General features: G+C 69.1%; 15 protein-coding genes. 8 read left to right on the plus strand and 7 right to left on the minus strand.

Going from position 1 to position 13,892, the window contains the following annotated elements; all coding sequences use genetic code 11:
* The first annotated feature begins 3 nt into the window (after positions 1–3).
* From P7A99_RS17965 to P7A99_RS17980, 4 genes are all read left to right on the plus strand, one after another.
* A complete protein-coding gene (locus P7A99_RS17965; RefSeq protein WP_277795132.1) occupies positions 4–465 on the plus strand; it encodes a hypothetical protein in 462 nt (153 codons plus the stop codon).
* A 116-nt stretch (positions 466–581) separates the two neighbouring features.
* On the plus strand, positions 582–857 hold the full coding sequence (locus P7A99_RS17970; protein ID WP_277795133.1) for a helix-turn-helix domain-containing protein: 276 nt from the start codon (positions 582–584) through the stop codon (positions 855–857).
* A gap of 70 nt (positions 858–927) precedes the next feature.
* A complete protein-coding gene (locus P7A99_RS17975; RefSeq protein ID WP_277795134.1) occupies positions 928–1,446 on the plus strand; it encodes a MarR family winged helix-turn-helix transcriptional regulator in 519 nt (172 codons plus the stop codon).
* 28 nt (positions 1,447–1,474) lie between these two features.
* Positions 1,475–2,566: a dipeptidase gene (locus P7A99_RS17980; RefSeq protein ID WP_277795135.1), complete on the plus strand. Its 1,092-nt coding sequence runs from the start codon at positions 1,475–1,477 to the stop codon at positions 2,564–2,566.
* On the opposite strand, the gene P7A99_RS17985 is transcribed toward P7A99_RS17980, so the two are convergent.
* The gene (locus P7A99_RS17985; RefSeq protein ID WP_277795136.1) at positions 2,563–3,420 is read right to left on the minus strand and encodes a dienelactone hydrolase family protein; all 858 of its coding nucleotides are present in this window, start codon (positions 3,418–3,420) and stop codon (positions 2,563–2,565) included. The genes P7A99_RS17980 and P7A99_RS17985 overlap by 4 nt on opposite strands.
* A gap of 113 nt (positions 3,421–3,533) precedes the next feature.
* On the opposite strand from P7A99_RS17985, the gene P7A99_RS17990 reads away from it, so the two are divergent.
* Positions 3,534–3,818: a hypothetical protein gene (locus tag P7A99_RS17990; protein ID WP_277795137.1), complete on the plus strand. Its 285-nt coding sequence runs from the start codon at positions 3,534–3,536 to the stop codon at positions 3,816–3,818.
* A gap of 6 nt (positions 3,819–3,824) precedes the next feature.
* On the opposite strand, the gene P7A99_RS17995 is transcribed toward P7A99_RS17990, so the two are convergent.
* From P7A99_RS17995 to P7A99_RS18020, 6 genes are all read right to left on the minus strand, one after another.
* Positions 3,825–4,343, minus strand: coding sequence for a VanZ family protein (locus P7A99_RS17995; protein WP_277795138.1), 519 nt, complete (start codon positions 4,341–4,343; stop codon positions 3,825–3,827).
* Positions 4,344–4,424: 81 nt separating this feature from the next.
* Entirely contained in the window at positions 4,425–6,173 is a 1,749-nt protein-coding gene (locus tag P7A99_RS18000; protein WP_277795139.1) for a M1 family metallopeptidase, read from the minus strand.
* Positions 6,174–6,253: 80 nt separating this feature from the next.
* Positions 6,254–6,826, minus strand: a complete 573-nt coding sequence (locus tag P7A99_RS18005) for a demethoxyubiquinone hydroxylase family protein (protein WP_277795140.1) — start codon at positions 6,824–6,826, stop codon at positions 6,254–6,256.
* 2 nt (positions 6,827–6,828) lie between these two features.
* Positions 6,829–7,386 (minus strand): disulfide bond formation protein B, encoded by a 558-nt coding sequence (locus tag P7A99_RS18010; protein WP_277795141.1) that lies wholly within the window; start codon positions 7,384–7,386, stop codon positions 6,829–6,831.
* Entirely contained in the window at positions 7,383–7,988 is a 606-nt protein-coding gene (locus tag P7A99_RS18015) for a YqaA family protein (RefSeq protein WP_116568453.1), read from the minus strand. The genes P7A99_RS18010 and P7A99_RS18015 overlap by 4 nt, the downstream gene beginning before the upstream one ends.
* A 237-nt stretch (positions 7,989–8,225) precedes the next feature.
* The gene (locus P7A99_RS18020) at positions 8,226–10,460 is read right to left on the minus strand and encodes a TonB-dependent hemoglobin/transferrin/lactoferrin family receptor (protein WP_277795142.1); all 2,235 of its coding nucleotides are present in this window, start codon (positions 10,458–10,460) and stop codon (positions 8,226–8,228) included.
* Between the two features lie 165 nt (positions 10,461–10,625).
* Between P7A99_RS18020 and P7A99_RS18025 the strand changes: the two genes are divergently transcribed.
* From P7A99_RS18025 to metG, 3 genes are all read left to right on the plus strand, one after another.
* Positions 10,626–11,408 (plus strand): DUF4198 domain-containing protein, encoded by a 783-nt coding sequence (locus P7A99_RS18025; protein ID WP_277795143.1) that lies wholly within the window; start codon positions 10,626–10,628, stop codon positions 11,406–11,408.
* Positions 11,409–11,416: 8 nt separating this feature from the next.
* A complete protein-coding gene (locus tag P7A99_RS18030) occupies positions 11,417–11,878 on the plus strand; it encodes an EF-hand domain-containing protein (RefSeq protein ID WP_277795144.1) in 462 nt (153 codons plus the stop codon).
* A 158-nt stretch (positions 11,879–12,036) separates the two neighbouring features.
* Positions 12,037–13,746 carry a methionine--tRNA ligase gene (gene metG, locus P7A99_RS18035; RefSeq protein ID WP_277795145.1) on the plus strand — a complete coding sequence of 570 codons (1,710 nt, stop codon included), beginning with the start codon at positions 12,037–12,039 and terminating at the stop codon, positions 13,744–13,746.
* Positions 13,747–13,892: the final 146 nt, after the last annotated feature.

The following is a 13,892-nucleotide window of genomic DNA, read 5'->3' on the forward strand; positions in this document are numbered from 1 at the left end:
GACTTGGCGTTTCGTTTGGGGGCGACGGCCCTGCTGCTTGCCGGCCTGATGGCCGGTTCTGCGTCCGCGCAGGAGTTCGTGCGCGGCGACTGCCTGAACGTGGTCCAGCCCACGCGGGCGCTGCGCTTCGAGGACGACACCCACGCCCGTTGGTACAAGCGGTTCTGGACCGGCAACTGTCAGGACCTGTCGCTGTGTTTCCCCGGTTCGCCCAACTGGAACGACATCGTCACCAAGCTGCTGGTCAAGGGCGGGTCGGCCGAGAAGCCGACCCTGCTGCCCAAGGCCTGCAAGCTGGGCCAGCTGATCGGCATGGAGTGGGCGCGTGATCGCCGCATCAAGCGGATCTCGACCCAGGACCTCAAGCGCTTCTCCGGCATCCTCGACGATGCCGGCGACCCGCTGAAGGGGGTCGAGGCGGTCGAGGTCAAGGCGCGCGCGCTGCTGGCCAAGCCCAAGGGCTGAGGTCCGGCCAAGCCGCCGCCGAACCGTCGTATTGGCGACGTCGCGCCGTCGAATTTGTGCAATCGAACGCGTATAGAGGAGCGGTCGGGGAGAAGAGCAGCGAAGGGAGCGATCCTATGGCCGCAGCGCGCCTGACCACCACCGACATCGCCATCGACGACAAGGTCGCGCCCAGCGAGGTCCGTTCGTCCCGCGCCCTCGTGCAGGCGGTGCGCTGGCGAAGCGGCCTGTCCCAGGCGGAATTCTCGCGGGCCTTCGCCATTCCCTTGCCTGTGCTGAGCGGGCTAGAGCACGGCGAGGCGCGGCCCGACGCGGCCATGCTGGCCTATCTGCGGGTCATCGACCACGCGCCCGACGTGGTGCGCGAGGCCCTGACGCGCGCGGGGCTGTAGGGCGGACACTAGGCGCTCGGGCGCGGATGGCCCAGAAGGAGGATCAGTTCCTCCGCCAGCGGATTCCGTCATGTCCGATTCCGAAGACTACAGCCGCGGCTTCGGCGGCGAGGCCCTGGCGGCTCGGCTGCGACGCGCCTCCGAGCGCATGGATCGCGATGGCGCCCGGGTCTATGCGGCTCGGGGGATCCGGTTCGAGCAGCGCTGGTACGGCGTCCTGCGCCAATTGGTGGAGCACGATCGCCCAATGGGCGTGGGCGAGATCGCCACGATCCTGCGCATCACCCACGTTTCGGTCAGCGAGGCCAGCCGTTCGATGGAGAAGGCCGGTCTGGTCGTCTCACGGGCCTCCGCCGAGGACGGGCGGCGCAGGCTGATGGAGCTGACCGAGGAGGGGCGGGCGATGGTCGCCCGTCTGGCGCCGCTCTGGGAGGCGTTCAACGCCACGGCGCGCGAGCTCGACGCCGAGGCCGGTGAGATCGTCCGGCTGCTCGACCGGCTCGACGACGCCCTCGACCGCAAGTCGATGTTCGAGCGGATCATGGCGCGAATTTCATTGGACGAGCCTGAGATCGACGCCAATATGTAGGCGCCTACATATCTGCATCGAGGGGACCATGAGCACCACGCGTCGCATCTTCCTGGGAACGGCGGCCTCGGCGCTGGCGGCCAGCGCATCCGGGGCGGCGATGGCCGCCGACCGGGGCCAAGCCGTCGCCATCAACGGCAACCTGATGCTGCCCATCGATCCGGAAAAGCCGCTGGACCCGGCGATGCGCGACATGGTCAGGGCCTCGGGCCTGGCGGCGGCCAAGCAGACCATCGGCGGGCCGGGCACGGAGACGCGGGCCGAGACCGCGCAGTCCATCGCCGACATCGACAAGGCCGTGGCGCTCAATCCCGACCTCTATCTCAAGGTCGCCTCGGTCGCCGACTTCGCCCGCGCCAAGGCCAGCGGGCGCCTTGGGATCATCTACTCGTTCGAGGCGTCGGAGATGCTGGAGGGCGACCTTGGCGCCATCGACCAGTTCCGCGCCGCCGGCGTGCTGGTCATGGGGCTGAGCTACAACCGAACCACGCCGTTCGCCTCGGGCACGATGTCGTCGCCGTCCACGGGGCTGACCGAGCTGGGGCGGCGCGCGGTGGAGCGCATGAACGCTGTGGGCGTGACGATCGACGTCAGCCACAGCGACGAGCCGTCCAGCCTGGGCGCCGTGGCGGCGTCGAAGAAGCCGATGCTGATCACCCATGCCGGGGCGAACGCGGTCCATGCCCATCCGCGCAACAAGTCCGACCGTCTGATGCGCGCCTTGGCGCAGCGCGGCGGCGTGATGGGGATCTACGAGCTGGCCTATCTGACGGCGCCGCCGGCCCAGCCCTCGCTGGAGGTCTACTTCGCCCACCTGACCCACGCCCTGAAGGTGTGCGGCGAGGATCACGTCGGCATCGGCAGCGACGCCCTGCTGTGGCCGTTCGACACCTCGCCCGAGAGCATGGCCCAGTGGAACAAGAGCCTGGAAGAGCGCAGGGCCGCCGGCGTGGCCGCGCCTGGCGAGGGGCCGCCGCCATTCGTCGTCGGCTTGAACCGGGCTGACCGCTTCGGCGTCATCGCCGAGGAACTGCGCAAGCGGGGCTATGGCGCGCGTGTTGTCGACAAGGTGCTGGGCGGCAACTTCCAGCGGGTCTTCGCCGAGACCTGGAGGACCTAGTCCTTCTTGCGCTTCTGCGAGAACAGCCAGGCGCGCCAGGCGTCATCGTGCATCATGTCGGGCGGCACCACGTGGGCCATGCCCGAATAGGAGACGAAGCGCACGTCGCCGCCGGCGTCGGCCAGGGCCCCGGCCCAGGCCAGATCGGGGGCGTAGGGGTTCTCGCGGTCCTTGTCGCCGTGGACGATCATCACCGGGGTCGGGGCGACCTTGCCGGCCAGGGCGCGCTCGGGCGGCACGCCCGAGAAGGCGGCGACGGCGGCGAACTTGCCCGGCTCCAGGGCGGCGGCGTTCATCGCCGCCGAGCCGCCCATCGAAAAGCCGACGAGGTAGATGCGGTCGGTGTCGATCGGCAGGCGGGCCGACAGGTCGTCGATCAGGGCCATGATGGCCGGCAGCCCGGCGCCGGGGCGCGAAGCCAGCAGCCGGTCGGCGCCCTTGGCGTAGTTGGCCGTGCGGGCCGGGGCCTGCGGGGCCAGGACGAAGGCCGGGAAACTCCTGACCGTTTCGGGTCGGGCCCAGCTGCGCACGAACGGGCCCATCTGAGCCTTGTTGTCGCGGCCCACCGCGCCAGAGCCGTGCAGCACCACCACCAGCGGCAGCTTCTCCGTCGTGGCCGGCGACAGCAGGCGGTAGGGCAAGCGCGCGCCGTTCGGCGCGACAAAGCTGGCGGCGGCGAAGGCGTCGAGCGTCGGCAGGTCGGACGGCGTCGGGGTCAGCGGCGTGGTCGCGTAGCTGCGCGTCTCGACCGCCAGCTTGGGCGCGGGCGCGCGATCCGGCGCGGGTCCGCGCGCGGGCGTCGAGGCGCAGGCGCCCAGCAAAAGGCAGGCGAGCAACGTAAGCGGCTTTTGCATGTGGTTTGCATAGCCTGCTTCGCGTCGCTTGTCTGGAGGCGGAGCAACCCCGGCCATGACCTGGGGGTTTATCTCCCGACGCCCTTGCGGGCGAAGCACGGGAGAAACCGGTCATGATCGGTCACAGGCATCATCAGGAAGACGGTCGCCACTTCACGCACGGCACCTCGGCCACCACGGCCGATTGCGCGGCCGAGGGCAAGCTGCGGCCGGAGGATCGCCACATCGAGGCGCCCCACGCCAAGCCGGCGGAAAGGGCGCTGGCGCACAATGAAAAGCACGATCAGCTGGCCGAGAAGGTCGAGTGCTCGGAGAGCCGTCAGGAAGCCCTGCTGGACGAAGGCCTGGAAGAAAGCTTCCCGGGCAGCGACCCGGTCAGCGTCAAGCGGATCACCTGACGGAAATCAGGCCTCGCGCGGGAACCGCGAAGCGGCGCGGGAGGCGAAGCTGCCGCGGGCGGCTTCGCTTTCCGTCGCGCCGGTGGTCGGCATGACCACGCTGCTGCGACGCCGACGGCGACGCTGGCGTTGGGCCGAGATGTCCGAGAACCGCATGGCGCCGCGCTCCCGAGCGTCGCGGCGGACGGATTCGATATGGCTGGCCAGGTAAACGACGGCGATGCCGGCGACGTCGGCGGCGAAATCGGTGAAGCTGGCGCTGCGATGGGCGAAGAGCTGGGCGATCTCGGCGCTGGCCCCCAGCAGGATCGCGGCGATGGCCAGGTCGTTGCGGCGCATCTTCGGGAAGGCGAGGAAAGCCACCGACGTCAGGCCCCCGAAGGCCAGGGCGTGGGCGGCCTTGTCGTTGAGCCCGAAGGCCTCTTCCAGACCCTGGAACGGACCCAGCATCAGGGTCATGGCCGTGGCCGCTCCCAGGAAAAGCACGGCCTTGGCGGCGGTAACGACATGGTTGGGCGTCAGCATGGGCTCGGCTCGCGGTGGAGCCTCGACTCCTAAGCCCGCATGCCTCGCAAACCGTGAAAGAACACGGTCAACGGAAGATGACTATTTCTTCGGCTTGGCCGGGGGCGCCTTGGCGGCCGCGTCCTTGGCCGTCTTCCAGGCGTGGTAGGCCTCCAGGTAAGGTTGCCGGCGCAGGATCTTGGAGCCCGGATCGACGATCACCGGCACGGTGTCGCCGACCCGCACGCGGCCCGTCCCGTCGGCCATCGGCAGGGTGACGATCTTGCCGCCGACCTTCACCTCGACCGGCATGGGGAAGCGGCCCGCGGGGGTCTTCCACGCCAGGGTCAGGTCCTCGCCCTCGCGGTTCTCGATCAGCTCCGGCAGGGCGGCGTGGCGCAGATAGGCGTCGAAGAACCAGCCGTAATCGCCGCCGGCGGCCTCGTTCACCGCCTTGATGAAGTCTTCTGTCACGGCGTAGCGTGGAGCGAAGTTGCCGGGCTTGGGGTCGGGGCGGCCATAGACCAGCACCCGTGTGGCCTTGAAGAACGCCTCGTCGCCGATCAGGGCGCGCAAGCTGTGCAGCATGTTGGCGCCCTTGTAGTAGATGTCGGTCCCCGGGCCGACCTTGGCGTCGTAGACGGCCTCTTCCTCCATCGGCTTGCCCGACACGATGGGATGCTTGTTGAAGCTCTTCACCCGCATCTCGTTGAGGCGGACCATGTATTCCATGTCGCCGTGCAGCCACTGGGAATAGAGCGGCTGCATGTAGGTGCCGAAGGCCTCGTGCAGCCACATGTCGTCCCAGTCGACATTGGTCATCTGGTTGCCGAACCACTCGTGGGCCAGTTCGTGGTTCAGCAGCCAGTCGAAGCCGTAGATCTCCTGGGCGTAGCCGGCGCCGTAGGCGTTCAGCGTCTGGTGCTCCATGCCCAGGTGCGGGGTCTCGACCGCGCCCATCTTCTCGGCGCGGAACGGGTAGGGGCCGATCATCGCCTCGTAGAAATCGAGCATCGGCTTGAACTGGCCCAGCAGGTTGCGGCCCTTGGCCTCGTTGCCCTCGATGGCCCAGAACTCGATCGGGAAGCTGTCGCCGAAGCGGCTGCGGTAGAGCGCGGTCAGGTGGACGTATGGGCCGATGTTGAGCGCCACGGCGTAGGTGTTGGGCGTCTTCATCCGCCAGTGGAAGGTGCGTCGCCCGCCCCCGGCCTCGGTGACGTCGATCAGGATCCCGCCCGACGGCGCCGACAGGCCCGCCGGGACAGTGACGCGCAGGTCGACGAGGTCGGGCTCGCCGGTCGGGTGGTCGATGCACGGCCAGAACAGGTCACAGCCCTCGCCCTGGACGGCAGTGGCGATCCAGGGGCGTCCGTCAGCGGTCTTGGTCCACACGAAGCCGCCGTCCCAGGGCGCGTGCTTTGCCTCCACGGGCGCGCCGGCGTAGCGGACGCGCACGGCGGTGGTATGGCCTGCCGGGATCGGCGCGGGCGGGGTGATCGAGAGGCGGCCGTCGGGATTGCGCCAGGCCGTCGGCGGCAGGTCGCGACCGTCCAGCGACACCGCCGACACCGGCAGCTCGCGGTCGAGGTCCAGCACGATCACGGGCAGCGCACGGTCGGCGCGCAGGGCCAGCACGGCCTCGGCGGTGATGGTCTTGCGTTGCGGGAACACCTCGATCGACAGGTCGACATGCTCGATCCGCACGCCGGCCTGGTCGGGCTTCAGCGCCCCGCCGGTGGCCAGGGTCTGGGCGGTGGGGGCGGCGCGGGGCGGCTTGCGCGCGGGCGCGGCGGCGATCAGCAGCGGCAGGGCGGCGGCGAGAGCCAGGGCTCGGGCGAACGATGCAGGCACGGCGATTCCCCGCGATGATCAGGCGTCATCGGTAGGGGAGGCGGCGGCGCTTTTAAACCCTCTCTCAGAGAGAGGGACTGCTACAGCTTCTCGCTGATCTTGATGGCCACCTTGCAGCCGGTCTGGATGACGGCGCTGAGCAGGGGGTAGGCCGCGGCCTCGTGGGCGCCTTCCTCGACGGCGAGGTCGCGGTGCATCAGCTCGTCGTCGCGGAACTTGGAAAGCTCGGCCGCCAGGGCCGGGTCGCGGTCCTTCAGCTCTTCGATCTGGCCGGCGTAGTGCTTCTCGATCACCGACTCGACCGCCTCGGTGCAGGCATGGGCGGCCTTGTCGCCGATCAGGGCGGTGCCGGCGCCCAGGGTGAAGGCGGCCAGCCGCCACAGGGGCGACATCAGGGTGGGGCGCACCTTGCGCTCGGACAGCAGCTCGTCGAAGCGCGACAGGTGGACCTGCTCGTGGCCCTCCATTTCCTTCAGCTGCTCGGCGATGCGCTCGCGGCCGCGGGCGTGCTTCATCACCGCCTGCTGGCCGCGATAGATGTGCACGGCGGCCAGCTCGCCGGCCTGGTCGACGCGCAGGATCTCGGCCAGGCGGGCGGCCTGGGCGCCGCGGCCGGGGCGGGGCGGAACGGCTTTCTGCTGGGCGGCGCTCATCGTCAGGCTTCCTTGGAGCGAAGGCCGGCGAAGGCGGACACGACGGCCAGGCCCAGCGAGACCAGAGCGTTCCAGCCGGCCATCGACAGGCCCAGGAACACCCAGGCGGCCTTGTCGCACATCGGAGGTTGGATCTTGGCGCCCTTCAGCATGGCCACCAGGTCGTCGGAGGTGGCGAGACCACCGCCGGTGCAGGTGCTGGGGCCGGGCCACCACTTCCATTCGACGCCGGCGTGGAAGGCCGCCAGGCCCGCGCCGTAGAGGAAGATCGCGCCCAGCAGCCACAGGGCCGGCGCGCGCAGGCGGGTCCACAGCGGCGTGCGCTGCAGGATGGTGGCGATCAGGCCGACGGTTCCGGCGACCCAGTAGACCTCGCGCTGCTTCAGGCAAAGATGGCAGGGCGCCAGGCCCCCGAAGCTCTCGAACGCATGGGCCGCGCCCAGCATGATGGCGCTGGCGGCGAAGGCCAGGACCGGCCAGTGCCGGGGGACCCATTCCAGGGGCGGACGCTTGGGAACGAGAGGGCCGGTGGTCGTCACGGCCGGGGTGTCGGTGGTCATACGGCGCACGCGCCTCCGCTGCTTCCCCCCAGGAAATGGCTCGCGGCGAGGCCGATGACAAGGAGCAGGATCAAACCGCCGGCCACCAGGGCCAGGCGCCGTTCGATCACCGGCAGCAGGGCCGGGCCGAACTTCTTGACCACGAAGGCGACGAGGAAGAAGCGCGCGCCCCGGGTGACGACCGAAGCGAAGATGAACATCGGGAAGCTGAAGGCCGCCAGGCCCGAAGCGATGGTCACCAGCTTGTAGGGGATGGGGGTCAGGCCCTTGGCCAGGATCACCCAGACGCCGTACTTGTCGTACCAGCACTTGAACTCGGCCAGGCCGCCGGCGTGGCCGGTGGCGGCCATCATCCACTGGCCCACGGGGGTCAGGAAGTAGCCGATGGCGTAGCCTAGGATGCCGCCCAGCACCGAGGCCAGGGTGCAGATGGCGGCGTAGCGCCAGGCGCGGTCGGGGCGCGCCAGCACCATCGGGGCCAGCATCACGTCGGGCGGGACGGGAAAGAACGAGCTCTCGGCGAAGGAGACCGCGAACAGGCTCTTGGGAGCGTGACGCGAGGCGGCCAGGCCCATGACCCAGTCGTAGAGGCGGCGCAGCATGCGAACTCCCGTTTGCGGATGCGCCGTTGCTAGCAGGGGTCGGCGCGCTTGTCCCGGGCGATGCGACGACGATTTCCCGTTCTTTTTGCGACGCCGCGAAGGCGGGCGCTGGAGCATGCTCCAGACAATAAAACGCCCCGTCCTCCAGGCGCCGGGCCGACATGGCGCGGAGGAGGACGGGGCCACGCGGTCGCCGCAACATTACGACCGCGTGTCTCGGTTAGGACCTTGCGGGTCCTAGAACTTGACCGCCAGCGAGACGCTGTAGTTGCGCCCCGGAGCGGTGTAGCCGTCGACGATCACCGCCGGCACGGTGGCCGAGGCGGCGGCCGACTGGCCGCGCACGTCCGACCACCACCAGTACTTCTCGTCGGTCAGGTTGAAGACGCCGCCGCGCAGGGTGACGGCCTCGGTGACGTTCCAGTAGGCGGTGATGTCGGCGGTGGTGAAGGCCGGCGGGGCGAAGCAGCCGCCCGTGCAGGTGACGCCCAGGCTGTCGAAGGACTTCTTCTGCACGTGCATCACGCTGGCCTGGCCGCCGAAGCGACCGGCCGGGTCGCGATAGGACAGGCCGGCCGTGAACTTGGCCGGATCGACCGACTGCAGCGGGGTGCTGACGCCGGCGGTGTTGGTCGAGAAGCCGCGGGCGTAGGAGGCCGCGCCGATCAGGCGCCAGCTGTCGCCGATCAGCACCTCGCCGCGGGCCTCGGCGCCGCTGATCTCGGCCTCGGCCAGGTTGACGAACTGGAACACTGCCGGGTCGGTCGGGCGGAACGAGCCGCTGACCTGCACCTGTTCGATGAAGTCGTCGTACTTGCCGGTGAAGCCGGTGACGCTGATGTTCCAGGTCGGCTGGCGCAGGCGGAAGCCCAGTTCGAAGGTCTCGCTGGTCTCGGGCTTCAGGTCCGGATTGGCGATCGCGGTGTAGAAGCTGGTCGGGTTCGAGAAACCGTTGTTGACCTGCGACGGGGCCGGGGCCTTGAAGCCGGTGGCGGCGTTGGCGAACACGCTGATCAGGTCAGTGGCCTGCCACACGGCCGACAGCTTGGGCGAGAAGCGCGAGTCGCTCTGGCCGGCCGCGGTGTTGGCGGTGAACAGCGGATCGTTCTTCGGATCCAGCTTGTAATAGTCGTAGCGCAGGGCCGGATAGAAGGTGACCGGACCGACCGAGAACTCGTCCTGCACGTAGCCGCCGAACAGGGTGTAGTCGGTGGTCGGGAAGGCGCGGTTGGGGAAGGTCTCGCCGGCCGGCGGCACGGTGCCGTCGCGCAGGCCTTGCTGGCGGGTCAGCGAGGCGTCGGCGCCCCAGACGATGCTGTGGTCCACGCCGCCGAAGCTGGCCTTGCTGGTCAGCTCGACCGCGCCGCCGAACACCTCGTTGTCGAACTTGGCGTCGCGGGTGCGGTCGGCGGCGGTGTAGCGGTCCTCGGCCGAGAACTGCCGGGTGGTGCTGTCCTGGTAGTAGAGGGTGGTGCGGGCGCTCTGGATCAGGCCCTGGCCGCCGGTGAAGGCGTGGGCCAGGCTGACGCGGTCGCGGCGCATCTTGTCGAAGGCGGTCAGGCCGACCACGGCGGTTGAGGCCGGGGTGGCGCCCGGCGCCACATAGGTGATCGCCGACAGCACGTTCCAGTCGATGTCGCGATCCAGGTGGTCGACGGTCAGCGAGAACTTGTTGCGGTCGTCGAGATTGAACACCAGCTTGCCGAGCACGGCGTTGGAGCTGTTGTCCTCGGGATTGGCCACCGTGCGGCGCACGTCGCGCAGGGCGGCCGTGCCTTGGGTCTCGGTCTCGTGACCGTCGCGGCGGGTGTAGGCCAGCAGGCCTTCCCAACGGCCGCTGGCGCCGGCCACGAGAGCGCTTTCGCTCCAGCTTTCGTCGGCCGAGCTGTACCCGACGCGGCCGCGGGCGGCGATCGACTTGCCTTGCAGGATGTCGGACGGATTCTTGGTGAAGAAGCTGACCGAGCCGGCCAGGCCGTCGCTGCCGTAGAGGGCCGAGGCGGGACCGCGCACGATCTCGACCGACTTCAGCACGTCGACGTCGACATAGTCGCCGCGACCGGCGGCCTGGGCGCCGAAGGCGTAGCCGTCGGGCACGCGCACGCCGTCGACCATGATCAGGACGCGGTTACCCTCAAGGCCGCGGATGGCGAAGCCGGCGTTGCCGTCGCGGCCCGTCGAGGCGCCGGCGGCGGTGAAGCGGGAAGGGGCGCTGCGCACCGAGACGCCCGGTTCGAAGCGAACCAAGTCCTTCACGTCGTTGACCAGGGCGTCCTCGATCTCCTGGCTCGTCGTCACGGTGACGGTCGCCGGAACGTCCAGGACGGACTTCTCGCTGCGCGTGGCGGTGACGGTCACCTTGTCGACCTCGGCCACGTCGGCCGAGGGCGCGTCAGCGGCGAAGGCCGCCGTGGCGGAGAGCAGGGCGCCGGCCGAGACGGCGGCGAGATAGGCGAGTCTGTTGCGCGACAAAGTTAGAGATCCCCAGTTTTCGGCCTCAGATGCGAATTGTTCGCATTCGTTGGATGGGGAGCTACGACCGTCTGGCGGCTTGGTCAAGTTATTTGCGATTGATTCTTAGATTCATCCGCAATAGGAGCCTTCCCAACGCACCGATCGTCCTTGAGGGGGATTCCGATGAAGACCATGCTTGCTTCGGCGGCGCTGCTGGCGGGCCTTGGCCTGTCCGGCCTGGCGCACGCCCACTCGCCCTACATGCTGCCCAGCACCTTCGACGTCTCCGACCGCAAGATCGTGACCGTCCAGGGCTCGTTCACCGAAAGCTTCTTCACCCCCGAAGTGGTGATGAAGTCCGACACCTACGCGGTGGTGGGACCCGACGGCGTGAAAAAGCCGCTGACCCCGACCTATCTGCGCGAGATGGCGCTGGTCGAGGCCCCGGTCGAGACGGCCGGCACCTATCGCATCACCACCGGCCAGCGCGCCGGGCGCGTCGGCAAGGCCACGCTGGTCAACGGCGAGTGGGAGTTCCTGGAACCGGGCAAGGCCCCGGCGGGCGCCGAGGTGGTCGACATGCAGAGCATCACCACCGCCGACGTCTACGTGACCCGCGGCGCGCCCAGCAACGGCGCCCTGGCTCCGGTCGGCAAGGGCCTGGAGTTCCAGGCCATCACCCACCCCAGCGACATCACCACCGGCCAGGCGGCCAAGTTCGTGGTGCTGTACGACGGCAAGCCGGTGGCCGGCCAGGAGATCACCCTGAGCGCCGGCGGCGACCGCTATGCCGACGTCAAGGCCGCCCCGGTCACCGTCAAGAGCGACGCCCAGGGCCGCTTCGAGCTGAAGCCCGAGCGCTCGGGCGTCTACCAGGTGCAGGCCCGCTACCGCGTCGCCCCGGCCGCCGCCGGCCAGCCCGGCCAGAGCCACACCTACTCCCTGACCTTCGAATCCCTGCGCTGAGAGCCGACATGATCCGCAACACCCTGATCCTGGCCGCCGTCCTGGCCGCCGTCTCCGCCCCGGCCCTGGCCGCCTCGCACGCCCGCGACACCTTCATCAAGGAGCAGGACGTCAACGGCGACGGCGTCGTCACCAAGGAAGAGTTCGTCATCACCCGCGACCGGCTGTTCAAGGCCATCGACACCGACGGGAACGGCGTGCTGTCCAAGGAAGAGTACGTCGGCGAGTTCAAGGTCCGTCTCGAGAAGCGCCTGGCCGCCTCGACCGAGACCGCCGAGAAGAAGGAAGAAGAGCGCGTTCGCCAGATGCGTCAGGCCGACGTGCGCTTCGGCGTCCTCGACAGCGACAAGAGCGGCGGCATCACCCCGGCCGAGTTCGCCTATTCGGGCTGGCGGATGTTCGTGACCCACGACACCAACAAGGACGGCACGGTCTCGGCCGCCGATCCAGTGGCCGCGGACACGAACTGATCCGTCGGGGGGCGCCCTCGGTTCCTTGATCCCCTTCTGGAGCCGAGGGCTGCCGCCAAACGCGACGGGCCGCGCGTGATGCTTTCCCTTCGGCGCGGGGGCTTCTATATGCGAACGCCTCCCTGTTCTCGTTCGCCCCCGGAAAGACGCCCCGTCCCATGGCCCGCATCCTGATCACCTCGGCCCTGCCGTACATCAACGGCATCAAGCACCTGGGCAACCTCGCGGGCTCGATGCTGCCGGCCGACGTCTATGCGCGCTTCCAGCGGGCGCGGGGCCACGACACCCTCTACATCTGCGCCACCGACGAGCATGGGACCCCCGCTGAGCTCGCAGCGGCCGCCGCCGGCCAGGACGTCCAGACCTACTGCGAAGAGCAGCACGTGCTGCAGCACGACGTGGGCCGCGCGTTCGGCCTGTCGTGGGATCACTTCGGCCGCTCGTCCTCGCCGCAGAACCATCGCCTGACCCAGCACTTCGCCGAGGTGCTGGAAGCGCAAGGGCTGATCGAGGAGCGGGTCGACCAGATGGTCTACTCGATCGACGACCGCCGTTTCCTGCCCGACCGCTACATCGAGGGGACCTGCCCGCACTGCGGCTTCGAAAAGGCCCGCGGCGACCAGTGCGACAACTGCGGCAACCTGCTGGATCCGACCGACCTGAAGGACCCGTACTCGGTGATCTCGGGCTCGCGGAACCTCGAGGTGCGCGACACCAAGCACCTCTACCTGCTCCAGACCAAGATGGCCGACCGCATCCGCGCCTGGGTCGACAGCCATCCTGACTGGCCGACCCTGGCCAAGTCGATCGCCTACAAGCACCTGGACGAGGGCCTGATCGATCGCGGCATCACCCGCGACCTGGCCTGGGGCGTGCCGGTGACCAAGGACGGCCTGCCGCGTCCGGGCATGGAAGAGAAGGTCTTCTACGTCTGGTTCGACGCCCCGATCGAATACATCGCCGCCACCCAGGAATGGGCCGAAGCCGGCGAGGGCCGTGACTGGCGCTCGTGGTGGCGCACCGACGCCGGCGCCGACGATGTCCGCTACGTCCAGTTCATGGGCAAGGACAACGTGGCGTTCCACACCGTCAGCTTCCCCGCGACCATCCTCGGCTCGGAAGAGCCGTGGAAGAGCGTCGACATGCTGAAAGCCTTCAACTGGCTGAACTGGTACGGCGGCAAGTTCTCGACCAGCAGCAAGCGCGGCGTGTTCATGGATGCGGCGCTCGACATCCTGCCGCCGGACCTGTGGCGCTGGTACCTGACCTCGAACTCGCCGGAAGGCAGCGATACGGCCTTCACCTGGGAGCAGTTCGCCAGCGCCGTGAACCGCGACCTGGCCGACGTGCTGGGCAATTTCGTCAACCGCATCCTGAAGTTCACCGAGAGCAAGTTCGACGGCGTCGTGCCCGAGGGCGGGCAAATCGGTCCGCTGGAGGAAAAGCTCTACGCCGACGTCGCCGAGCGCCTGGCCGACCTCGCCGAGCAGATGGACGCCATCGAGATCCGCAAGAGCGCCCAGGCGCTGCGGGCCCTGTGGGTGGTCGGCAACGAGTACCTGCAGGAAGCCGCCCCCTGGACGGCGATCAAGACCGACCGCGACCGCGCCGCGGTGATCGTGCGCACGGCCCTGAATCTCGCCGCGCTCTACGCCCGCATCTCCGCGCCGTTCATCCCGTTCGCCGCCGAGAAGATCGGCGAAGCCTTCGGCCAGGCCTGGCCGCCCGCGTGGCCGTCGTCCGACGTCGCCGCCGAGCTGTCGACCGTCCCGGCCGGCCAGACCGTGCGTGCGCCGGAGGTCCTCTTCAAGAAGATCGACGACGACATGCTCGCCGAATGGGCCGCGCGCTTCGGGGGCGCGGAATGACCTGATCCCTCTCCCCTTGTGGGAGAGGGTGGCCTCGCGGAGCGAGGTCGGGTGAGGGGTCTCTCAGACGTTCGACGCCGCGACAGCCGATCAGCTGCCGCGGCGTTTTCGTGGGTGTGACCCCTCATCCGTCGGCTTTCGCCGAC

The organism is Caulobacter endophyticus (assembly GCF_029543245.1).
Lineage (GTDB): Bacteria > Pseudomonadota > Alphaproteobacteria > Caulobacterales > Caulobacteraceae > Caulobacter > Caulobacter endophyticus_A.